The sequence below is a fragment of the Roseovarius sp. S88 genome, assembly GCF_037023735.1.
In the GTDB taxonomy this organism is placed as follows: Bacteria; Pseudomonadota; Alphaproteobacteria; order Rhodobacterales; family Rhodobacteraceae; genus Roseovarius; species Roseovarius phycicola.
This window is the reverse complement of sequence record NZ_CP146069.1, coordinates 3,025,883-3,046,861: the sequence shown is the minus strand read 5'-3', so window position 1 is coordinate 3,046,861 and position 20,979 is coordinate 3,025,883. Positions and strand designations below refer to the sequence as shown.

At 57.8% G+C, this 20,979-nt stretch carries 20 protein-coding genes; 9 read left to right on the top strand and 11 right to left on the bottom strand.

Annotation, left to right across the window (positions count from 1 at the left end; translation table 11 throughout):
* Window positions 1-184: 184 nt before the first annotated feature.
* Window positions 185-3,481 carry a carbamoyl-phosphate synthase large subunit gene (carB, locus tag RZ517_RS15425; RefSeq protein WP_338549044.1) on the bottom strand — a complete coding sequence of 1,099 codons (3,297 nt, stop codon included), beginning with the start codon at window positions 3,479-3,481 and terminating at the stop codon, window positions 185-187.
* A gap of 103 nt (window positions 3,482-3,584) precedes the next feature.
* Window positions 3,585-4,814: a cyclopropane-fatty-acyl-phospholipid synthase family protein gene (locus RZ517_RS15420; RefSeq protein ID WP_338549043.1), complete on the bottom strand. Its 1,230-nt coding sequence runs from the start codon at window positions 4,812-4,814 to the stop codon at window positions 3,585-3,587.
* Window positions 4,815-5,079: 265 nt separating this feature from the next.
* On the opposite strand from RZ517_RS15420, the gene aspS reads away from it, so the two are divergent.
* Together aspS and RZ517_RS15410 are read left to right on the top strand one after the other, a co-directional pair.
* Window positions 5,080-6,861, top strand: a complete 1,782-nt coding sequence (gene aspS, locus RZ517_RS15415) for an aspartate--tRNA ligase (protein WP_338549042.1) — start codon at window positions 5,080-5,082, stop codon at window positions 6,859-6,861.
* Between the two features lie 68 nt (window positions 6,862-6,929).
* Window positions 6,930-7,646 (top strand): GNAT family N-acetyltransferase, encoded by a 717-nt coding sequence (locus RZ517_RS15410; RefSeq protein ID WP_338549041.1) that lies wholly within the window; start codon window positions 6,930-6,932, stop codon window positions 7,644-7,646.
* Here RZ517_RS15410 and RZ517_RS15405 read toward each other — a convergent pair.
* Complete coding sequence (locus RZ517_RS15405; protein ID WP_338549040.1) at window positions 7,643-8,359, bottom strand: response regulator; 717 nt, start codon at window positions 8,357-8,359, stop codon at window positions 7,643-7,645. The genes RZ517_RS15410 and RZ517_RS15405 overlap by 4 nt on opposite strands.
* A 180-nt stretch (window positions 8,360-8,539) precedes the next feature.
* On the opposite strand from RZ517_RS15405, the gene mce reads away from it, so the two are divergent.
* Both mce and RZ517_RS15395 read left to right on the top strand, forming a co-directional pair.
* Window positions 8,540-8,944 (top strand): methylmalonyl-CoA epimerase, encoded by a 405-nt coding sequence (gene mce / locus RZ517_RS15400; RefSeq protein WP_338549039.1) that lies wholly within the window; start codon window positions 8,540-8,542, stop codon window positions 8,942-8,944.
* Window positions 8,944-9,222, top strand: a complete 279-nt coding sequence (locus tag RZ517_RS15395) for a DUF1467 family protein (protein WP_338549038.1) — start codon at window positions 8,944-8,946, stop codon at window positions 9,220-9,222. Before mce ends, RZ517_RS15395 begins: the two co-directional genes overlap by 1 nt.
* A 6-nt stretch (window positions 9,223-9,228) precedes the next feature.
* On the opposite strand, the gene RZ517_RS15390 is transcribed toward RZ517_RS15395, so the two are convergent.
* A complete protein-coding gene (locus RZ517_RS15390) occupies window positions 9,229-9,690 on the bottom strand; it encodes an Lrp/AsnC family transcriptional regulator (protein ID WP_338549037.1) in 462 nt (153 codons plus the stop codon).
* Window positions 9,691-9,806: 116 nt separating this feature from the next.
* Here RZ517_RS15390 and RZ517_RS15385 point away from each other — a divergent pair, with 116 nt between their 5' ends.
* On the top strand, window positions 9,807-10,013 hold the full coding sequence (locus tag RZ517_RS15385; RefSeq protein ID WP_338549036.1) for a DUF6356 family protein: 207 nt from the start codon (window positions 9,807-9,809) through the stop codon (window positions 10,011-10,013).
* Between the two features lie 47 nt (window positions 10,014-10,060).
* Here the strand turns inward: RZ517_RS15385 and RZ517_RS15380 are convergent, their stop codons facing one another.
* The 4 genes from RZ517_RS15380 to RZ517_RS15365 all read right to left on the bottom strand — a co-directional run bounded on the left by RZ517_RS15380 (window position 10,061) and on the right by RZ517_RS15365 (window position 15,887).
* Entirely contained in the window at window positions 10,061-12,265 is a 2,205-nt protein-coding gene (locus RZ517_RS15380; RefSeq protein ID WP_338549035.1) for an NADP-dependent isocitrate dehydrogenase, read from the bottom strand.
* A 190-nt stretch (window positions 12,266-12,455) separates the two neighbouring features.
* The gene (locus RZ517_RS15375) at window positions 12,456-13,685 is read right to left on the bottom strand and encodes a multidrug effflux MFS transporter (RefSeq protein ID WP_317057114.1); all 1,230 of its coding nucleotides are present in this window, start codon (window positions 13,683-13,685) and stop codon (window positions 12,456-12,458) included.
* Between the two features lie 38 nt (window positions 13,686-13,723).
* The gene (locus RZ517_RS15370) at window positions 13,724-14,374 is read right to left on the bottom strand and encodes a DsbA family oxidoreductase (RefSeq protein ID WP_317057115.1); all 651 of its coding nucleotides are present in this window, start codon (window positions 14,372-14,374) and stop codon (window positions 13,724-13,726) included.
* Window positions 14,361-15,887 carry a class I adenylate-forming enzyme family protein gene (locus RZ517_RS15365; protein ID WP_338549034.1) on the bottom strand — a complete coding sequence of 509 codons (1,527 nt, stop codon included), beginning with the start codon at window positions 15,885-15,887 and terminating at the stop codon, window positions 14,361-14,363. Before RZ517_RS15365 ends, RZ517_RS15370 begins: the two co-directional genes overlap by 14 nt.
* A 65-nt stretch (window positions 15,888-15,952) precedes the next feature.
* Here RZ517_RS15365 and RZ517_RS15360 point away from each other — a divergent pair, with 65 nt between their 5' ends.
* Window positions 15,953-16,576: a helix-turn-helix domain-containing protein gene (locus RZ517_RS15360; protein WP_338551179.1), complete on the top strand. Its 624-nt coding sequence runs from the start codon at window positions 15,953-15,955 to the stop codon at window positions 16,574-16,576.
* 80 nt (window positions 16,577-16,656) lie between these two features.
* Window positions 16,657-18,111 carry a sulfatase-like hydrolase/transferase gene (locus RZ517_RS15355; protein ID WP_338549033.1) on the top strand — a complete coding sequence of 485 codons (1,455 nt, stop codon included), beginning with the start codon at window positions 16,657-16,659 and terminating at the stop codon, window positions 18,109-18,111.
* A 7-nt stretch (window positions 18,112-18,118) separates the two neighbouring features.
* On the opposite strand, the gene RZ517_RS15350 is transcribed toward RZ517_RS15355, so the two are convergent.
* From RZ517_RS15350 to RZ517_RS15340, 3 genes are all read right to left on the bottom strand, one after another.
* Complete coding sequence (locus tag RZ517_RS15350; RefSeq protein WP_338549032.1) at window positions 18,119-18,814, bottom strand: EI24 domain-containing protein; 696 nt, start codon at window positions 18,812-18,814, stop codon at window positions 18,119-18,121.
* Window positions 18,811-19,389, bottom strand: coding sequence for a nitroreductase family protein (locus tag RZ517_RS15345; RefSeq protein ID WP_338549031.1), 579 nt, complete (start codon window positions 19,387-19,389; stop codon window positions 18,811-18,813). Before RZ517_RS15345 ends, RZ517_RS15350 begins: the two co-directional genes overlap by 4 nt.
* 84 nt (window positions 19,390-19,473) lie before the next feature.
* Window positions 19,474-19,713, bottom strand: coding sequence for a hypothetical protein (locus tag RZ517_RS15340; RefSeq protein WP_338549030.1), 240 nt, complete (start codon window positions 19,711-19,713; stop codon window positions 19,474-19,476).
* Between the two features lie 165 nt (window positions 19,714-19,878).
* Here RZ517_RS15340 and RZ517_RS15335 point away from each other — a divergent pair, with 165 nt between their 5' ends.
* On the top strand, window positions 19,879-20,592 hold the full coding sequence (locus tag RZ517_RS15335; RefSeq protein WP_338549029.1) for a M48 family metallopeptidase: 714 nt from the start codon (window positions 19,879-19,881) through the stop codon (window positions 20,590-20,592).
* Window positions 20,592-20,948, top strand: coding sequence for a YigZ family protein (locus tag RZ517_RS15330; protein ID WP_338549028.1), 357 nt, complete (start codon window positions 20,592-20,594; stop codon window positions 20,946-20,948). The genes RZ517_RS15335 and RZ517_RS15330 overlap by 1 nt, the downstream gene beginning before the upstream one ends.
* Window positions 20,949-20,979 lie beyond the last annotated feature (31 nt).

Here is a 20,979-nt window from a genome sequence, read left to right as displayed (position 1 = left end):
CGAACACGACTTGTTCTATGAAACGCATGTAGTCAAAAAAAACGCCTGTGCAATTGATTTCGATCAAAATATCTATGCGTTTTCTGCATGCCTGAAATGGTCGCAAAGCATAGCTGTGGATAAGCTGCTTTTATATATTAAGATCAATATCTTATAGTCTTGTTTCTAATTCAGAAACAGCTGTTTACGCCGTGCCCTGTAGCGGCATTACCACAATATCCCCGTCCTGGCGGGCTTTCATCGCCAGCGCGGCGGCATGTGCGGCGGCGGCGGTGGTGTAGTAGGGGATCTTGTCATAAAGCGCGACGGAACGGATGGAACGGCTGTCTTCGACCGCTTGCGCGCCTTCTGTGGTGTTCATCACAAGGCTGATTTGCCCGTCCTTGAGCATATCCACCACGTCGGGGCGGCCCTCATAGACCTTGTTGACGACCTCGCAGGCTATTTCGTGCCCTTCGAGGAAGGACGCCGTGCCGCGGGTGGCGACGATGGCAAAGCCCATATCCACGAGGTGACGCGCGGTCTCAACAAGCTGATCGGTTTTGTCGTCATTCTTGATCGAGAAGAACACCTTGCCGCTGTCGGGGAAGGTGACGCCCGCGCCCATCTGCGCCTTGAGGAAGGCGCGAGGGAAATTCACGTCCCAGCCCATCACTTCGCCGGTGGAGCGCATCTCGGGGCCGAGGATGGTGTCGACGCCGGGGAAGCGGGCAAAGGGCATGACGGCCTCTTTCACAGAGAACCACGGCATCGCCGGATCGGCGAGGGTCATCTGGTCTGCCATGGGCAAGGTGCCCGGCTTGGCGTCAGACGGGTATGTGCCTCGGCTTGGGAAAGCGCTGAGGCTCTCTCCTGCCATGAGGCGTGCCGCGATAGAGGCAATCGCGCTGTCGGTGGCCTTGGCCACGAAAGGCACGGTGCGCGAGGCGCGGGGGTTCACCTCGATGAGGTAAATCTCGTCATCCTTGACCGCGAATTGCACGTTCATCAGGCCACGCACGTTGAGCGCCAGGGCGAGCGCACGTGTCTGGCGATCAATCTCGTCGATGGTCGATTGCGGCAGGGTATGCGGCGGCAGGCAGCAGGCGCTGTCACCGGAATGCACGCCCGCCTCTTCGATATGTTCCAGGATGCCCGTGACATGCACGTCTGTGCCGTCCGAAAGCGCGTCGACATCGCATTCGATGGCGCCAGATAGGTACCCGTCAAGAAGGACGGGGCTGTCACCTGATACGACTACAGCCTCTGAGATGTATCGCTCCAGCTGCGCCATATCGCGGACGATTTCCATCGCACGGCCGCCCAGAACATAGGATGGACGGATGACCAGTGGAAAGCCAATATCCTCGGCAATTTTGAGCGCCTCGGCGTCACTATGGGCTATGCCGTTCTTGGGTTGCTTGAGGCCAAGCTGATTGACCAACGCCTGAAACCTCTCGCGGTCTTCTGCCAAATCAATGGCATCGGGCGAGGTGCCGAGGATGGGAATGCCCTCGGCCTCCAGCGCGTTGGCGAGCTTCAATGGGGTTTGCCCACCGAACTGAACAATCACTCCATGTAGCGTGCCGTTTTCCTGCTCTTTGGTCAGGATCTCCATCACATGCTCAAAAGTGAGCGGCTCAAAATAAAGCCGGTCGGAGGTGTCATAATCCGTGCTCACTGTTTCAGGGTTGCAGTTGATCATGATCGTCTCATACCCCGCGTCTGTGAGCGCGAAACAGGCGTGGCAGCAGCAATAGTCAAACTCGATCCCCTGGCCGATCCGGTTTGGACCGCCGCCGAGGATGACAACTTTCTTGCGATCCGAGGGGCGCGCCTCGCATTCCACATCGCCCATCATCGGGGTTTCATAGGTGGAGTACATATAGGGCGTCTGGGCCTCAAATTCGGCCGCACAGGTGTCGATGCGCTTGAAGACCGCGGTCACACCTTGGGCGATCCGTGCGCGGCGCACATCGGCTTCTTTGAAACCTGTCAGTTTGGCGAGGCGCGCATCGGTGAAGCCCAGCATCTTGAGCTTGCGGAGATTGGTTGCATCGGACGGCAGGCCGTTTGCACGTACATCTTCCTCGGCTTCGATGATTTCGCGAATACGGGCGAGAAACCAGGGGTCAAACTTGGTGACGTTGAAAATCTCGTCATCGGTCAATCCGTGCCGCATGGCCTGTGCAATGGTGCGCAAGCGGTCGGGAGTTTGCTGACTGATGGCCTTGACAACTGCGGTTTTATCCGGCGCGCCGTCAATTTCAATCTCGTCAAACCCTGTGAGGCCGGTTTCCATCGACGCCAACGCCTTTTGCAGGCTTTCGTGGATTGTCCGTCCAATCGACATCGCTTCCCCCACGGACTTCATTGCCGTCGTCAGGTGTGGCTCCGATCCGGGGAATTTCTCAAAGGCAAAGCGCGGGATCTTAGTGACCACATAGTCGATGGTCGGCTCAAAGCTGGCAGGCGTCACCTTGGTGATGTCGTTGTCGAGTTCATCGAGCGTGTAGCCCACGGCGAGCTTGGCTGCGATCTTGGCAATCGGAAAGCCCGTGGCCTTGGACGCCAACGCCGAAGAGCGTGACACACGTGGGTTCATCTCAATGACAACCATGCGACCATCATCCGGGTTGATCGCCCACTGCACGTTCGATCCCCCGGTTTCCACGCCAATCTCGCGCAGCACGGCGATCGAGCCGTTCCGCATGATCTGATATTCTTTGTCGGTCAGCGTCAGGGCAGGGGCGACGGTAATAGAGTCGCCAGTGTGCACGCCCATCGGGTCCACGTTCTCAATCGCGCAAACGATGATGGCGTTGTCGGCTTTGTCGCGCACAACCTCCATCTCAAATTCTTTCCAGCCCAGCAGGCTTTCGTCGATCAGTATCTGACTGACTGGCGACGCGTCGAGGCCGGACTTGCAGAAATGCTCATAATCGGCGCGGTTGTAGGCCACGCCGCCGCCTGTGCCGCCAAGGGTAAAGGCGGGGCGAATAATGGCGGGCAGGCCGATCTCTTCAAGCGCGGCCATGCATTCTTCCATCGTGTTGGCGATGGTGGCCTTGGGGTTCTCAATTCCCAACCGGTCCATCGCCTCGCGGAAAAGCTTGCGGTCTTCGGCCATCTCAATGGCCTCGCGATTGGCACCGATGAGTTCAACACCGAATTTCTCCAGCACGCCCAGATCGGCCACCGCAAGGGCTGTGTTCAGCCCGGTCTGACCACCCATCGTCGGCAAGAGCGCATCTGGACGCTCTTTTTCTATAATACGGGCCACGACCTCTGGGGTGATCGGCTCGATATAGGTGGCATCGGCCAGCTCGGGGTCGGTCATGATCGTGGCCGGGTTGGAGTTGACCAGGATCACCCGGTATCCCTCTTCCCTTAGCGCTTTGCAGGCCTGCGCACCGGAATAATCGAACTCACATGCCTGCCCAATAATAATGGGTCCCGCACCGATGATCATGATGGAGTTGATATCGGTTCTTTTTGGCATGTGACCCCCCGGTTCCGCGCAAATTGTTGGCCTTATAACTGCCACGCCAAGCAGTGCAAGAGGCATCGCACCTCTTGCTGCCGGTAAGAGCGATTCCGGTGGTTTATTCCGCCGCGTGGCGGACTTCTTTGGCAGCCTGCGGATAGAGATAATCCCGCGTCAGCGGCACCACATCCTGTTTCGGGGACAGCTGGAACTGGAACACGACCTGTTTGTTGAAACGGAACGTCGTTTCGCAGGCAATCAGGTAGTATCGCCACATCCGACAGAACCGGGCGTCATAAAGCGCTTCGGCTTTGTCGATGTTTTCCATAAAGCGATTGTACCAATGGCGCAGCGTTTCGGCGTAATGCAAGCGCCAAATCTCGATATCAGTTGTGTGAAAATCCTGATACTCGATGGCCTTGGTGGCCTCTGACAGGGACGGCACATAGCCGCCGGGGAAGATGTATTTGGCGATCCACGGGCTTGTTGTGCTGGGTGGGGCGCAGCGGCCTATCGTGTGAATGAGCGCCACGCCATCGTCCTTAAGCAGCCTGCGCACGGTGCGGAAATACTCGTTGTAGTGCGGCACGCCCACATGTTCGAACATGCCAACCGAGACAATGCGGTCAAACGTTCCCTGCACATCGCGGTAATCCATCAGTTTGAACTGGGCTTTGTCGGCCAGTCCTGCCGCTTCGGCGCGCTGGTTGGCCATGGCATGTTGCTCTTCGGACAGAGTGACGCCGACCACATCAGCGCCAAAGTCACGCGCCAGGGTGAGACCCATACCGCCCCAGCCACAGCCGATATCCAGCACCCGCATGCCTGGCTCGATCATCAGCTTGCGTGCGATATGCTGCTTCTTGGCAATTTGCGCCTCTTCCAGCGTCATATTGGGATCAGCAAAATACCCGCAGGAATACTGACGGTCCTCGTCGAGGAACAGATCGTAGAGCTCACCTGACAGGTCATAGTGATGCGCCACGTTTGAGCGGGAGCGGCTGGCTGGGTTGAATTGTTGCAGGTGACGGCCCAGATGGCGCAGCACAACAAGCGGTTTTCGGAACCAGGGTTGACCTTGCGCAGCGATATTGCTCACGGCGAGGGACAGGAACCCGTAAAGGTCATCATCCTCGATCGTCAGTGTGCCATCGGTATAGGCCTCTCCAACGGCAAGATCGGGCGACATGATGATCCGCCAGGGCAGGCTATCTTCTTTGAGCGACACCGCCACAGAAGGACTTCCGCCATCGCCATATGTTTCCTTGGTTCCGTCAGGAAAGGTCAGTCGAAGCTCACCTTTGCGAAAGAGGTGCCTTAGAAAGGCATCAAGCAGTTTGATCCACATAGTCCACCCCACGTCATTAAATGCGCCGTTTCGGCACGTCCCGTGGTCCCTCGTGCGATCCTGCCTCTGTGCCGGCTCCCACTCCGGCTTGTTCTTTGTGGCCAAGATTTTTGCGCAATTTGACAGACCTGTAAACGGTTTTGCCGGATTGCGCGGTTTCCCGCACAAAAGGCGGGCCTTGACTTTACCCGCGCACCCATGTGTATCGGCCCGGACGTCAAATGTGCGGCCTTTTGGGGCCGGAGACTGCCTCGGAGGCCTTATTATGCACGCATATCGCTCTCACACCTGTGCCGAGCTGACCAAAGACAATGTCGGCGATACCGTGCGCCTGTCTGGTTGGGTGCATCGTATTCGCGATCACGGAGGCGTGCTCTTTATCGATCTGCGTGATCACTATGGCGTGACGCAGGTGCTTTGCGACCCCGACAGCCCGGTTTTTTCCGAGGTTGAGAAGGTGCGCTCTGAATGGTGCATTCGCATTGATGGCAATGTAAAGGCGCGGGATGAGAGCCTGATCAACGCCAAGATCCCAACGGGTGAGATTGAGGTCTTTATCCGGGATATGGAGGTTCTGGGCTCTGCTGAAGAACTGCCTTTGATTGTCTTTGGGGATCAGGAATATCCTGAGGAGACCCGTCTGCGCCATCGCTATCTCGATCTGCGCCGTGAGGTGATGCAGGAGAACATGAAGCTGCGCTCTGACGTGGTGGCCTCTATCCGCAAAAGGATGTGGGATAAGGAGTTCCGCGAGTATCAAACGCCGATTATCACGGCGTCCAGCCCGGAAGGCGCGCGCGACTTTCTGGTGCCGAGCCGCCTGCATCCGGGTAAATTCTACGCTCTGCCGCAAGCCCCACAGCAATTCAAACAGCTGATCATGGTGTCGGGCTTTGACAGGTATTTCCAGATCGCGCCGTGCTTTCGCGATGAGGATCCCCGCGCCGACCGCTCACCCACGGATTTCTACCAGCTCGACATGGAAATGAGCTTTGTTGAGCAGCAGGATGTGTTTGACACGGTCGCGCCTGTGATTGCCGGTGTGTTCGAGGAATTCGGCGGCGGCAAGGCGGTGGATGCGCCGGAAAGCTGGCCGCAGATCCCCTTTGCCGAGGCGATGCTGAAATATGGTTCGGATAAGCCTGACCTGCGCAACCCGATTGAGATGCAGGACGTGTCCGAGCATTTCCGCGGCTCTGGCTTTGCCATCTTTGCCAAGCTTCTGGAGCAAGAGGGCACCGAAATCCGCGCGATCCCTGCGCCCACGGGTGGCAACCGCAAGTTCTGTGACCGTATGAATGCCTTTGCTCAGAAAGAGGGCCTGCCGGGAATGGGGTATATCTTTTGGCGTGATCAGGGGGATGGAATGGAAGCCGCCGGACCCTTGGCCAAGAACATCGGTCCTGAGCGGACTGAGGCCATCTGCCAACAGCTTGGCCTTGGCGTGGGTGATGCGGCGTTCTTCCTTGGGGGCAAGCCAAGCGCCTTTGAGCGCGTCGCGGCCAAGGCGCGCGATGTGATTGGGGAAGAGCTAAACCTTACCGATCAGAACCGTTTCGCCTTTGCCTGGATTGTGGATTTCCCGATGTATGAGGCGGATGAGGAAAGCGGTGCGATTGACTTCTCGCACAACCCTTTCTCCATGCCACAAGGCGGGGTGGAGTCGCTGACCAGCGATCCGCTGTCTGTACTTGGTTACCAGTATGACTTGGCCTGCAACGGGTATGAGCTCGTCTCTGGCGCTATCCGGAACCACAAGCTTGAGATCATGATTAAGGCGTTTGAGCTCGCAGGCTATGATGAGGCCGAGGTGCGCAAGCGCTTTGGCGGCATGGTCAACGCCTTTCAATACGGTGCGCCGCCACACGGCGGCTGTGCGGCGGGGATTGACCGGATCGTGATGCTGCTGGCGGGCACGTCCAACATCCGTGAGGTCATCATGTTCCCGATGAACCAACGCGCCGAAGACCTGATGATGAACGCGCCAAGCGATCCGACAAGTGACCAGTTGATGGAATTGGGGCTCAGGGTTATTCCGCAGGAGTGAACGTTTTCCCACTTTTCTTTTGGCCGCTGTCACGCCTATCGTTTGGGTGAGCGTGAAGGAGTGGGGGAATGCGTGCTGACCGTCCAATCGGACCCGTCGTCGAAGGCTGGCACGAGCCGCCTTTGCCAGGAGATATGGTCTTGGAGGGTCGCTATGCGCGGTTGGAGCCCCTAGAGGCAGAGTTGCATGCAGCGCTTCTGTTTCGGGCGTTTGAGGGTCATGACTGGGTTTGGGATTACATGCCGGCGGGGCCCTTTGGGTCAGCGGCGCAGTTTCACCGCTGGATGAAGGACGCGACAGCAGCGGATGACATCTTGTTTTTTGCTATCTTTGACAAGGATTCTGGCGCATTCGGTGGCTTTGCCTCTTATCTCCGCATGAAGCCTGCCTCTGGCTCTATCGAGGTGGGCTACATCGCCATGGCCCCCGCGCTACAGCGGACGCGCGCGGCCACCGAGGCGATGTATCTGATGATGGAATGGGCCTTTGATGTAGGTTATCGGCGATATGAATGGAAATGTGATGCGCTCAACCGGCCGTCTCGCGCCGCAGCGCAAAGGCTGGGGTTCAGCTATGAAGGTGTCTTTGTGCAGGCCACGGTGGTCAAGGGGCGCAATCGTGACACGGCATGGCTGGCGGTGATCGACAAGGACTGGCCTGCGCTCAAGGAAGCCTATCAGCTTTGGCTTTCGCCATCGAATTTCGATGAGCACGGGGCACAGAAAGAGCGGGTCAGCGATTTGACTCGCTTGGTGCGGCGCGCCAATGACCCAAGCCTAGACTAGATCGCAACTTTTTGCTTGATCCGGTCGCGCACCATCTGAGACAGATCCCGCACAATGTCTGAGGCACCCGCGCCCGTTGCACGTTGTTTTTTGAGCCGCGTGGCGGCTTCGGCCAAAGATGTGTCATGGGCTGATCGTGCCACGCCGCCTAGAAATTGCGCCACATAGTCCAACATGGGACCATCGGTTTCACCATCTAACAAGTCCGCCACATGGGACATGTCATCGCGATATGTGGCGGGGTCAGGAATGATCTGATCATCCGCCACCGACCTAAGGCCCTGGGGGCGCTGCGTTTCGGGAAGAATGGCCAGCACTGCCTCTTGAAAGGCAGCGAGGCTTTGAAGCGGTTTGCTAAGAAACCCATCTGCCCCAGCAACCGCCGCGCGCTCTTCTGCACCATCATCTCCGCTGATGCCCAAAAGTGCGCTGACCCTTGGGGTGGCTGTGTTCAAATCGCGGATCAAGTCTTCACCCCGCCCATCGGGTAGGCCCATGTCAACGATCACGACCGATGGCCGGTAAACTTTCAGATGCCGTCGCGCCGAGCGCAGGCAGTCCGCGCGCCGAATACGTGCACCGCTGCGCAGGCACATCAAGCGCATGGTTTCACAGGCAAATCGGCTGTCTTCGACCACCAGAACAGTGAGGCCGAGTAGTGGTCTTCGAGCGGTGGGCGATGTGCGCAACGCAAAGGGATCGGATTCGTCCATCAGAGGTCTCCTGCAACTGAATACCCAACCTCACGCTATTCGGCCTGGGCTAATGAACCGTTAATCGTGCTGTTCTGTGCAGAAAGGAGTGAGGACGGTCCGTTGCGGCGCTCTGTCTCTTGTCTCTTGTTGCGAGTGACCCCATAACAAGCGCAACATCGAACGCTGAGGACATCTGCCATGATTGGACGCTTGAACCACGTAGCCATTGCCGTGCCAGACCTGGAGGCCGCAGCAGAACAATATCGCGGTGCGCTGGGCGCAAATGTGGGGGCGCCGCAGGATGAGCCGGATCATGGTGTCACAGTGATCTTCATCGAGTTGCCCAACACAAAGATAGAGCTACTTTTTCCGCTGGGCGAGGATAGCCCGATCAATGGCTTTCTGGAAAAGAACCCCTCGGGTGGCATCCATCATGTGTGCTACGAGGTCGACGATATTCTCGCGGCTCGGGACCGTCTGAAAGAGACTGGTGCACGTGTGCTGGGCGATGGCAATCCCAAGATCGGGGCACATGGCAAGCCGGTCTTGTTCTTGCACCCTAAAGATTTCAACGGCTGCCTTGTTGAGCTGGAGCAGGTCTGATGGGGGTGGCATCTGGCATAGTTCTGTTTCTGGTGATCTGGTTCATGACCTTTCTGGTCGCACTTCCCATTCGTATCCAGACGCAGGGCGAGGCGGGCACCACCGTCGAGGGCACGCATCATGGCTCGCCTGAGAAGCATCACTTGCGCAAGAAATTCATCATCACCACTGCAGTGGCTTTCGTGATTTGGGCAATCGCCGCCTACATCATTCTGGGTGAGGTGATTACCGTGCGGGACATTGACTTTTTCGGTACAATGTCCGGTGCGCGGAACTAGGGTTCGCTAGATCAGAGGCAGGGCGGTTGTGTCCTTGATCTCTTCCATAACAAAGCTCGCGGACACATCGCCCATCGGAACGCGCGCCACAAGGGTCTGATACAGCCGGTCGTAATCTGCCATATCTGCGACCCGCGCGCGGATCAGATAATCCAGATCACCGGTCATGCGGTACACGCCTTGGATTTGCTCCATGTCTCTTGTCGCGCGGGAGAATTGATCAAGCCATTTGGCGTCATGGGCCGCGGCCTTGATCTGAATAAAAACATTGAGGCCCAGGTTCAGCTTTTGTGCGTCCAGAAGTGCCACGCGCCCGCGAATGACCTTTGCGTCTTCCAATGCCTTGATCCGCCGCCAGCAGGCATTGCGGGACAGGCCAACCCTGTCACCAAGCTCTTCCAGGCCCAAGTCCGCTTCATGTTGAAGGGCGTTCAAGATTTTGCGGTCAAATGCATCGATTTTTGGCATATTGAAATTATATTGGGAAAAATTCTCAATATCTATTAATAATTTTTGAAATTTGGGAGCCAATCAACTCTGCCCTGCGATAGCGTCCTGGCCACGCGTAGAACAGGAGACAGCCTATGATTACCCGCCTTTTTCTTGACCATCCGCGCAGTGTGGATGAGAGCTACCTCGAACATGCCCGTTTTGCAGGGGCATTCAGCCTTCGGCTGTTTGCCGCAGCGTTTTGTGCGTTGGTGCATGCGGTGCTGCCTTTTGCGTTTGAGAAAACGGCAAGCCGCATGATTGCCGAGATGTACGCGAAAACACACAATCGGGGGCAATAGGCTCACCCCCGACGTGACCAGGGGTGAAATCTTCGGAGCAATATGGCTTAGCCGATAATCGCGTTCAGCGTTGCACTAGGACGCATTACGGCGGCGAGTTTCGCTTCATCATTGAGGTAATAGCCGCCGGTGTCAGCGGGTGCGCCTTGGCCTGCGTCCAGTTCTTCGATGACCTTGGCCTCGTTATCCGCCAAAGCCTTGGCCACCGGTGCAAATTCCGCTGCCAGATCAGCTTCATCGCTTTGTGCCGCGAGCGCCTCGGCCCAGTAGCGGGCGAACCAGTAATGGCTGTCGCGGTTGTCAGGCAGACCAACCTTGCGACCGGGACTGCGGTTGTCGTCCAGGATGCCTTGTGTGGCGGCTTCGACCGCGTCGCCCAGAACCCGTGCTTTTGCATTGCCTTTGGCATCTGCAAGGAATTTGAAGCTTTCGCCCAAGGCGCAAAACTCACCCAAGCTGTCCCAGCGCAGATGATTTTCGCCATGCAACTGCTGCACATGTTTCGGGGCAGAACCGCCCGCGCCGGTTTCAAACAACCCGCCGCCCTGCATAAGCTTCACAATCGACAGCATCTTGGCCGATGTGGCGAGTTCGAGGATCGGGAAGAGGTCAGTCAGATAGTCACGCAGAACGTTGCCGGTGATTGCGATGGTATTTTCGCCCTTCGTGATCGTTTCAAGCGAGGCGCGAGTGGCCTCGCGCGGGGCCATGATCTCGAACTTGTCAGCCACGCCTTTGGCCTCAAGAATAGGTGTCACGTATTTGATCAGTTCTGCGTCATGCGCGCGGCTGGCATCGAGCCAAAAAATTGCACGGAAACCAGTGGCTTTCTGGCGTTCGATGGCGAGATTTACCCAGTCTTCGATAGGGGCCTTGCGCGCCGAGGCAGAGCGCCAGATATCGCCGGCTTGCACATCATGTGAATGAAGCACCGTGCCATCGTCGAGGATCATCTTGACGGTCCCGGCCTCCGGGATTTCAAATGTGGTTGGGTGACTGCCGTATTCTTCGGCCTTCTGCGCCATCAGCCCCAGGTTCTGCACCGTCCCGGCGGTCGCCGGGTCCAGTTTTCCGTTGGCTTTGAAGAAGTTAATTGCTTCGTCATAGACCGGCGCATAGGAGTTGTCGGGGATCACACAGACCGCATCCGCCTCTTTCCCATCCGGTCCCCAACCCTTGCCACCGGCACGGATCAGAGCAGGCATGGAGGCGTCAATGATCACGTCAGAGGGCACGTGCAAATTGGTGATGCCCTTGTCGCTGTCGACCATGTACATCGGCGGGCGCTCGGCCATGCAAGCCTCAATCGCAGCTTTGATCTCGGCGTTGCCTTCAACCTTGTCCACTAGTGCGCCAAGACCTTGGTTCGGGTTAACGCCGAGCGCATCCATCTCGGTCCAGTATTTCTCAAATACAGGCGCAAGGAAGGTTTTGACCGCGTGGCCAAAGATGATCGGGTCAGAGACCTTCATCATCGTGGCTTTCATGTGCAGCGAATAGAGCACGCCTTCGGCTTTGGTTTTCTCGATTTCGTCGGTCAGGAACGCATCCAGGGCAGCGGCCGACATGAAGGTTGCGTCCACAACTGTGCCAGCGGGGTAGGACAGGCCGTCTTTCAGAACGGTTTCGCCATTTGCTGTTTCAAGAATGATCTTGGCGTCCGTCTCGTTCGGCAAGGTGGCCGATACCTCATTCGAGAAGAAGTCATTGCCTGACATGGCGGCTACGCGTGTTTTGCTGTCGGCGCTCCAGTCGCCCATGCGGTGTGGATTGTTCTGGGCAAACTTCTTGACGGCCGCGGCCGCGCGGCGGTCAGAGTTGCCTTCTCGTAGAACCGGGTTCACAGCGGAGCCTTTGATCGTGTCATAGCGGGCGCGGATTTCTTTCTCGGCGTCTGTGTCAGGCGTCTCAGGGTAATCGGGCACAGCAAAGCCTTTGCTCTGCAGTTCACGCACAGCTTCTACGAGTTGCGGAACGGAGGCCGAGATGTTCGGCAGCTTGATGACGTTGGCATCGGGTGTTTTGACCAGTTTCCCCAACTCGGCGAGGTCGTCCGCAATGCGTTGATCCTCTTTGAGGTGATCCGGGAAAGTCGCCAGAATGCGCCCGGCAAGCGAGATATCCTTGGTACCGACACTGACACCTGCGGCTTTGGCAAAGCGCTGGATAATGGGCAGTAGCGACGCGCTGGCAAGCTCGGGAGCTTCGTCAACCTTGGTGTAGATGATGTCGGGATTGGGAGTGTTGGCCATCTGAGATCCCTCTTGATCTGATTTGTTTCGAGCGATTGCGCGGTCCGGTGCCATACGCATGTGAAGCGGTGGCGCTGGGCGGGTCTAAAACGCATAAGACCCATCCAGCCCGGGAATCGTGATTTGTGCGCGTGATACCCTATTGGAAGCGTTCTGGCTAGACGGTATGCGATGGTATACTAAAATTGTTTTATGTCGAACTGCCTCTTTCCAGACCGCGCATGCGCTGTGTCAGGGCGCACGCGACGCATGCACAAATCAAAACGCCGACAAGTAAAGGAACCGGAGTACCGTTGAATGCAAGACCTATAGGTACAGAGAACACCACGGAACCCACCGTCGCAATCCCAGTCGTGATGCTGGCCGCCATTCCTGCGATATGGCCCAACGGTTCGAGCGCCAGTGCGTTGAGGTTGCCCAAGGTCAGGCCAATCATGAAGAAAACAGTGACCTGCCATGGGAAATAGATAAAGAACCCGGGCCCAGCGCTATTTTGGAGCAAAAAGAGCGCAAGGATTGGAACGGTCACGACAATCTGGCCAATAAGTGCCACGAGGATCAGTTTTCTCATGCCGAGCCGGAGAACCAGCGAGGCGTTTACGATGCTGCCAGTGGCGGCCACAAGTGCAATTAGGGCGAACCAATAGGGGAATTCCGATCCCCGGCCAAAGCTCTGGTCCATGATCTGCTGGATCGAGCTGATCGACGCGAAAAGCATTGTGAAGCAGAGCGTCTGCACGGCGATGGACAGGCGCACCATCGGGTGGGCGATAACTTCTTTCGCGGCGCTCAGAAGTGTGCGCAACTCGAATTTGTTGCGCTGCTCTGGTGGTAGGGGTTCTGTGAGACGTAAGCTGGTCCAGAGGGTTGTGATGGCGGCAAAAACCAGGAAGGAAACGAAAATCCCGCGCCATCCTGTAACGCTGAGAATGGCAGCTCCGGCCATAGGGGCAACGGCTGGCACGAGGGCAAAGACCAGCATCACAAAGCTCATAAGCCGGGCCATCTCACGCCCTTTATAAAGGTCTCGAATGATGGCCAGCGCCACGATCCGCGCCGCAGACGCGCCGAGGCCCTGAAGGATGCGCGCGGCGATGAGGGCCTCCATAGAAGGGGTCAGTGTGGCCAAGGCCGCGCCGATGACGTAGATCACTGCACCCCAGAACAGCACGGGCTTGCGCCCGAAGGCGTCCGATATCGCGCCCACGAAAAACGTGCCCAGACCTAGACCCAGAATGAAGCTGCCCACCACCAGTTGCGCGCGGTTTGGATCACTTGGCGATAGATCCGCACCGATCTGGGGCAGTGCGGGGAGCATGGCGTCGATGGAATAGGCAATCGTGGCCACGAGCATGGCCATAAGTGCCACGAATTCTGTGCGGCTTAGGGTTTGGTTGGTCGTGGCGGGAGACGATTGCATGACTGCGCGCTACCACAGGCAGCTGGTACGCAAAAGCACTATACCTCGCCATCTGCCTCTAGCTGAGCCGTGATTTCGTCAATCACCTTGATCCACATGCCGGTGGGCTGGCATCCGGGCACGGCGTGTTTGCCTGCAACAATGAAGCAGGGCACGCCCGTGACACCCATTTGCCGAAAAGCAGTGTCGCGTTGGGTGATGTCCTCGATATCGGCGTCGGAGGCGAGCAGCTTTTGCACTACGGCTGCGTCCATACCCGCGCTGTCGGCAATATCGCCGAGCACTTCGCGGTCGCCGATATCACGGCCTTCTTCGAAATAGGCGCGAAAAAGCGACATGGCGACGGGCATCTGGCGGTCCTCAACCCCGGCCCAGTGAATGAGCCTGTGGGCGTCCATGGTGTTGGGCGTGCGGGTGATCCCTTCGAAGTTGATGTGCAGCCCCTCGGCCTCAGCGCGTTCGACCACAGGGGCGTAGGCCTCCACCGCGCCTTTCTTGCCACCAAACTTGCCCTCCAGATAGGCGCGGCGATCCATGCCTTCCCTGGGCATGTCAGGATTCAGTTGAAATGGATGCCATTCAATGGTGAACGGATGTTTGGGCCGTTCGAGCAAGGCCTTATCCAAGGCAGTTTTTCCGATATAGCACCACGGGCAGATCGGGTCGGAGATGATATCAAGCTTGATCATGGAGGCTTTCGTAAATCGGTCGCAGGGCGCGACGCAGGAGTTTGCCGTTGGCGCCAGTGGGCAACGCCTCAACATGGAAAAAGCCGCGCGGTTGCTTGTAAGCGGCCAGGTTCTCTTGGACATAGGATGTCAGCGCGGCGTCGGCAACCGGGTTGGGGGCGGTGTAGAAGGCCATGATGAGGCGCGCGTCTTGCTTGACTTCGATATCGGTGACGGCGGCCTGTGTGATGTCAGGATGGGCGTTGAGCACGGCCTCTACCTCCATCGGAGACACGCGATAGCCCCCGGCATTCATCATGTCATCGGATCGTCCGAGATAGGTGATGTTGCCAGCCTCGTCGATAACCCCTTGATCTCCTGTCAGAAACCAGTCGCCTTGCATGCGGGCTTGGGTCTCTTCCTCAGCGTTCAGATAGCCCAGCATGAGGCCCGGGTCGGATCGGTGAATGGCGATGGTGCCTTCTTGGCCGATTGGGACAGGGCCATCAGGACCCAAAAGCGCCAAGCGTCGGCCCGGTTGAGGCTGGCCCAATGTTCCGGGTGCTGCGGGATTTGACGGGCTGGCCGAGACAAAGGTAGAGCATTCGGACATGCCGTAGGCCTCATAAAGCGCGGTGCCTGTGGCCTGTTCCCAGTTATTACGGATTGTGTCAGACAGCTTTTCACCGGCCGTCAGGCCGTGACGCAGGCGCGTCAGGGAGGTCTCTTTGTGATACCCTAGAATTTTCCGATAAACGCCCGGAGCCGCAGCAAAAATCGTCGCATCATGGCGTTTGAGCAAAAGCAGCAGTTGCTCTGGTGTGGTGCCGGTTTCCGGGATCAAGGCCGTGGCTCCGATGGTCCAGGGATCCATCAACCCGGTGCCAAGCGTGTAGGTCCAGTTAAAGGCGCCTGCATGCAAGAGACGGTCATCCTCGGTGAGGCCATACCAGCCGTCAAACATCATCTGCCGCGCCCAGATGGCACGGTGGGCATGGACCACCGCCCGAGGCGTGCCAGATGTGCCTGACGTGAAGATGATGTAGGCAGGCCGGTTTGGATCGCCCATCTCAAAGCGGGTTGGTGGCAGGTCGCGCATGGCGCGCAAGGCATCTGTTTCGGTCTCGGGGATGTCCGTTGTTGGGCACGCCACGCCCACGCTGCGCAGGATGTGTTTGGGGGCTACGGTTTCAATGATCGTGGCCGTTTCACGCTCTGTCAGCTGAGATGAAGTGACGACAGGTACCAGGTCAGCGGCAATACATCCAAGATAAGATATTGGAAAGTCAATACTATTTCCAAGCCGCATCAAGACGCGGTCACCGGGTACCAGCCCGGATTGGCGCAGTCCGGTTGCAGTGCCCAAGACAGCGGTTTTCAATCGCGCAAAGCTCCAGCGTTCCGCGCCGGTCAGGCCGAGCACGGCAAGCGCGACTTTGTCTTGCAGTTCGTCAGCGCGCCCCAGAACATGCGCCGCCAGATTGAATGGCGCGGGGCAGGGCGGGAAAGGCTCAGATTGCGTTTGCGACAGCATTTCCAAGGCTTAGGCCGCGGCCTCGTCGGTTGCAAGGTGGCAAAGCTCTGGCCTATAGCTGGATCATGGAAGATCGTTCACCTGTCAATCTGATCCGCATTGCGCGTGACAGCGGCACCGAAGAAGGCGCTGAACCGCTCAATCTTGGAACGCGCGTTCGCGGTCTGCGCAAATCTAAGGGCTGGACCCTTGAGCAAGCCGCGCGGCAGGCTGGGCTGGCGCGATCAACGCTGAGCAAGATTGAAAATGGGCAAATGTCGCCCACTTATGAAGCACTTAAGAAACTGGCCGTCGGGCTGGAGATTTCTGTTCCACAACTCTTTACGCCGCCCAGCGCGGGTCAGATCAGCGGGCGTATGGCGGTGACCAAGACCGGTCAGGGCAAGACCCATGCCACTGTTACCTATGAACATGAGCTTCTGGGAGAGGCGCTTTCAAAAAAGCAAATGCTGCCCTATCGCGCGCGCATCAGGGCGCGGTCGGTAGAGGAGTTTGACGGCTGGGTGCGGCATGACGGGGAAGAGTTTCTTTACGTGCTGACGGGGGTGATCCGGCTTTACACCGAGTTCTACGAACCCATCGAAATGCGCCGGGGTGACAGTGCCTATTATGATGCCACGATGGGGCACAATGTGGTGTCTGTCAGCGACGAGGATGCCACGATTCTGTGGGTGACATCGCTCAGCTAAATGGCCTGAAAATCAAGGTCGGTATTGCGTCGGTATCACGTCGGTATTGCGTCGGTGCGATTTGCAGCGTTGAGTGAGGTATGACCAATTTCCTGATCCTGATTTCTGATGAACACCGGCGCGATGCGATGGGGTGCATGGGGCACCCAGTTGTTCAAACGCCGAACCTGGATGCGCTGGCGGCGCGCGGTACGCTATTCGAAAACGCTTACACGCCGTCCCCGATGTGTGTGCCCACGCGCGCCGCGATTGCCTGTGGTGACCATGTGCACCGGACGGGGTTTTGGGACAGTGCGACGCCGTATGATGGCAGCCGGACGAGTTGGATGCACAGGTTGAGGAATGCGGGTGTGCATGTGGCGTCAATAGGCAAACTCCATTTTCGATCCGGCACGGATGACAATGGCTTCAGCGAAGAGATCCTGCCGATGCATGTGGTGGGCGGCGTGGGGTGGGCCGTGGGGCTCTTGCGAGAAAATACGCCGGACTATGACGCGGCAGCAGAGCTGGCGGCCGATGTGGGCACGGGTGAGAGCAGCTATACGGCCTATGACCGGGACATCACCGAGGCTGCTTGTGATTGGCTGCATGCGCCTGAGCGCCGCGAAACTCCCTGGGCGGCATTTGTGTCGTTGGTCAGCCCGCACTACCCGCTGACAGCACCAGAAGACTGGGCGCAGTTCTATCATCCGGAGGACATGGATTTGCCCATAGGCTATGCGCCAGACGTGCGTCCGTCGCATAGTGAACTGGCCAATGTCGCCAGTTTCTTTGACTATGATCGCTACTTTGACGAAGCGCGATTGAAAGAGGCGAAGGCCGCATATTTTGCGCTTACCAGTTTCATGGATGATTGTGTTGGACGTATCCTGGCGGCGCTGGAGGCTTCGGGTCAGGCGGAAGACACGGTTGTCCTTTATGTCTCGGATCATGGCGAGATGCTGGGCGATCATGGGTTTTGGACCAAACAGGTGATGTATGAGGCCTCAGCCGGAGTGCCGATGATCCTGGCCGGGCCGGGCGTGCCTAAGGGTAAACGCGTTGGCACAGGCACCAGTCTTCTGGATGTCTCGGCCACGGCCTTGGATGTTTTTGGCGTGCCACAGGTATCGGACCTTGCCGGACACTCCTTGTGCGACATAGCGCGCGCAGAGGATGATCTGGAGCGAACTGTGTTGAGCGAGTATCACGACGGAGGATCGACCACGGGCACATTCATGGTGCGGTGGCGGGGGTGGAAATATGTTCACTATGTCGGGCATGCGCCGCAGCTATTTGATCTGGAGGCGGATCCGCTGGAGCTTGAGGATCTGGCCGGGCGTTCGGAGGCGGATGTGCGGATCGCCAATGCACTTGCCGAGGGGAAGCGCCGTTTGCGTGAGGTTTGTGACCCCGAGGCCGTCAACGTGCAATGCTTTGCTGATCAAAGGGCTCGGATTGACGCGCTGGGAGGGGAACAGGCGTGTCGCGAGGCTTATGTGTTTAACCACACACCGACGCCGGATGAACAGTCGCGAGAGGGTTCGGCGCTTTAGAGGCTGTTCAAGCGGTACGGTTTTTCAACCCATGGAACACATGAGTGAATGTGGCCGCGCCGAGGATCGGGATCAGCAGGTTGACCAGAGGTATCGAGAGTGGCACGGCCATCAGGATGCCCGCCAACCAGATCGTGCCACGGTTGGCCTTGCGCAGTTCACGGGCCTTGGTGCGCCCGACGCGGCGCATCGCGGCGAGCTGGAAATACTCGTGGCCCAGCAGATAGCCGTTCATTCCCCAGAAGATGAAGAGCATCAGAGGCGGCACAAAGGCGTACAGGACTAGTGCCAGAAGGTTCGCGCCGACGAGTACGCCTAGAAAATTAACGGTGTCGCGTGTCGCGTCCCACAGGGAGACTCTCGTTGCGGGTGGCAGGTTTGGGTAGTGTCGATCCTCGACAGCTTGGGCGACCTCATCAAGGAACATGGATGTGATGGCCGAAGCGACCGGCACCATCAGAAATATGGACAGCACAAACATGGCCAGAAAGCCCGTCCACCCCAGCAGGTCATCGAGCCATTGCACTTCGCCGATGAGCCAGACCTCGGTCGTGTCACCGGCCAGCCATTGGATGAGCATCAGAAACGCGGCGGTGGCAGCAATGAGCAGAACCAGAGTCAGCCCGATGCCGAGCATCAGGACCTTGCGAAAGCGTGGATCGCTGATCTGTGACAGTGCTTTGAAAAAGCATGCGAAAATCATTCAGACATCCATGTTGTAATGGCGCCGATGTCGGGGCGTGGGCGTTCGGGGGGCGCGCTGCGTTCTGTGCCGATATGGATGAACCCGGCGACACGTTCATGTGGGGCGAGATCAAGCCCCTTTTCCACAAAGCCGCGATCATGGGCGGGCCAGCCAGAGAGCCAGTTGGCCCCCCAGCCAGAGGCAAGCGCCGCATTTAGTAGGGCAAGGCAGGCGGCTCCGGCGGAATAGGTTTGTTCGAGGGGCGGGATTTTCTCGGACGGTTTTTGCACTTCGATCACGGCAATTGCGAGGGAGCCATCGGAAAACTGGGAGCGTGCCTTCGCGATATCTTCCGGTGCGCGGTTCAATTCGGCACCCCTTTTGTCCACGAGGCTGGCCAACCGTTCCAGAGCCGCGCGTTCTAAAACAATAAACCGCCAGGGTTCGAGTTTTCCGTGGTCCGGGCTGCGCCCGGCGGCGGTCAGCAGAGGCCGTAGCTCATCTCGTGTTGGGACAGGCAAGCCGAGGGTTTTGGCGGGGCGGGACCGGCGTGAGAGCAGAAACGCCATCGCGGCTGGGTTTGGATCGGGCATTGTGGGCCTTTAGGTTGCATTATTGAGCAGGATGTCGGATCGACTTGCGCGCGGATCAAGGTGCAGGTTTGGCTGCATCGAATGTCAGGAGGCTTTGCCGGCGAGTTTGTAGACCCCTTCCGGCAGGTTCAATGCGGCGCGCAGATCGCGCAATTGAGACATGCTTAGCGTCACCTTTTGCATGGAATCTGTGCGCGGATCGAATTGCTCGACCGTGACGCATTCCTCGAACGCGTTGATCACCACGTCTTCTAGGAGCGGCGTTTCACCTTCGTCCACCAGTGTGACCACGGTGGAATCAAATTCGTGCTCGATTGAAAACATGTCAGCCTCTTTGATTTACAGGCGTAGTATGCAACACAGCTTCGGCCTCGTCACGCGGACAAATCGGCAAGCCGCGACTGAAAACCGATGTTTCGCTCAACAGGGCTGGCGGGTCGGGGAATCCCTGCTAAACTACGGACCGAGTTCAGGAATGGGATAAGTTTCATGCGTTGGATTGGCTTGATTTTCGTGTCGCTGTTGGCGGGGTGTGTCACCACGACAGAAGGGTCTGCTCCACAGCAGCCCGCGCCACAGCAACAAACCGCACGCAAGGCGCCAAGTGTTCCGACAGACGCACAGGTGACGCGGTTCCGGCAAGTGATCGGCCGTGTGGAGCCTGTTGCCGAACGATATTGTCGGCAAAGACGGAAGAACACCAATTGCGATTTCAACATCGTGATTGACAGACGGCCCAACCAACCGGCCAACGCTTATCAGACGTTGGACAAAAACGGCCGTCCCATTCTTGCGTTCAACTTGGCTATTTTGGCCAATATGCGGAATTCCGATGAAATTGCCTTTGTTCTCAGCCACGAAGCGGCGCATCATATTGCCGGCCATATTCCGCGCCAGAGACAAAATGCGACGGCTGGGGCGATTATCCTCGGAGGATTGGCAACACTTGCCGGTGCGGGATCAGGCGCGGTGGATGCTGCAGCCAATGTTGGTGCGACGGTCGGCGCGCGGACCTATTCCAAGGACTTTGAACTGGAGGCCGATGCGCTGGGCACGGTGATTGCGAGGCGCTCGGGGTACAACCCGGTTCGTGGAGCGGAATTCTTTAACCGGATCCCGGATCCTGGCGACCGTTTTCTGGGCACGCATCCGCCCAATGCGGAACGGATCCAAACCGTGCGTCGGGTGAATTCGCAGCTCTGATGCTGCAGATCAAGAATGTGGTCAGCGACCGAGGCTCGAAATATGCGGTTTCGGGGGGCGAAGCCGTGGACAGACACTCCGTGGACGAGTTTCTCAAAGAGCTGAAAAAAGACAAGAAATTCGCGCGCGCAACGCATAACACCTGGGCGGTTTTGCGAACGGATGGCGCGCCGCTCAAGTCTGACGATGGAGAAGCGGGAGCCGGAATGGTGATTTTGCGCATGCTGGAGCGGGCGCAGCTTTTTGACCACATCGTTGTTGTAACTCGTTGGTATGGCGGGAAACATTTGGGCGGAGACCGGTTTCGGCACGTCCAGGACTGTGTTCAGACGTATATCGACGCGCTCAAAACTTGACACAGATCAATGTTTTGACAACCACCCTGGG

Coding starts and splice junctions, on each gene's coding strand:
- RZ517_RS15365 (WP_338549034.1), bottom strand. CDS start 15,887: ATGCTGTCGCAAACGCAATCTGAGCCTTTCCCGCCCTGCCCCGCGCCA.
- RZ517_RS15355 (WP_338549033.1), top strand. CDS start 16,657: ATGACCAATTTCCTGATCCTGATTTCTGATGAACACCGGCGCGATGCG.
- RZ517_RS15360 (WP_338551179.1), top strand. CDS start 15,953: ATGGAAGATCGTTCACCTGTCAATCTGATCCGCATTGCGCGTGACAGC.
- RZ517_RS15410 (WP_338549041.1), top strand. CDS start 6,930: ATGCGTGCTGACCGTCCAATCGGACCCGTCGTCGAAGGCTGGCACGAG.
- RZ517_RS15330 (WP_338549028.1), top strand. CDS start 20,592: ATGCTGCAGATCAAGAATGTGGTCAGCGACCGAGGCTCGAAATATGCG.
- RZ517_RS15345 (WP_338549031.1), bottom strand. CDS start 19,389: ATGCCCGATCCAAACCCAGCCGCGATGGCGTTTCTGCTCTCACGCCGG.
- RZ517_RS15375 (WP_317057114.1), bottom strand. CDS start 13,685: ATGCAATCGTCTCCCGCCACGACCAACCAAACCCTAAGCCGCACAGAA.
- mce (WP_338549039.1), top strand. CDS start 8,540: ATGATTGGACGCTTGAACCACGTAGCCATTGCCGTGCCAGACCTGGAG.
- RZ517_RS15390 (WP_338549037.1), bottom strand. CDS start 9,690: ATGCCAAAAATCGATGCATTTGACCGCAAAATCTTGAACGCCCTTCAA.
- aspS (WP_338549042.1), top strand. CDS start 5,080: ATGCACGCATATCGCTCTCACACCTGTGCCGAGCTGACCAAAGACAAT.
- RZ517_RS15420 (WP_338549043.1), bottom strand. CDS start 4,814: ATGTGGATCAAACTGCTTGATGCCTTTCTAAGGCACCTCTTTCGCAAA.
- RZ517_RS15335 (WP_338549029.1), top strand. CDS start 19,879: ATGCGTTGGATTGGCTTGATTTTCGTGTCGCTGTTGGCGGGGTGTGTC.
- RZ517_RS15395 (WP_338549038.1), top strand. CDS start 8,944: ATGGGGGTGGCATCTGGCATAGTTCTGTTTCTGGTGATCTGGTTCATG.
- RZ517_RS15380 (WP_338549035.1), bottom strand. CDS start 12,265: ATGGCCAACACTCCCAATCCCGACATCATCTACACCAAGGTTGACGAA.
- RZ517_RS15350 (WP_338549032.1), bottom strand. CDS start 18,814: ATGATTTTCGCATGCTTTTTCAAAGCACTGTCACAGATCAGCGATCCA.
- RZ517_RS15385 (WP_338549036.1), top strand. CDS start 9,807: ATGATTACCCGCCTTTTTCTTGACCATCCGCGCAGTGTGGATGAGAGC.
- RZ517_RS15340 (WP_338549030.1), bottom strand. CDS start 19,713: ATGTTTTCAATCGAGCACGAATTTGATTCCACCGTGGTCACACTGGTG.
- RZ517_RS15405 (WP_338549040.1), bottom strand. CDS start 8,359: ATGGACGAATCCGATCCCTTTGCGTTGCGCACATCGCCCACCGCTCGA.
- carB (WP_338549044.1), bottom strand. CDS start 3,481: ATGCCAAAAAGAACCGATATCAACTCCATCATGATCATCGGTGCGGGA.
- RZ517_RS15370 (WP_317057115.1), bottom strand. CDS start 14,374: ATGATCAAGCTTGATATCATCTCCGACCCGATCTGCCCGTGGTGCTAT.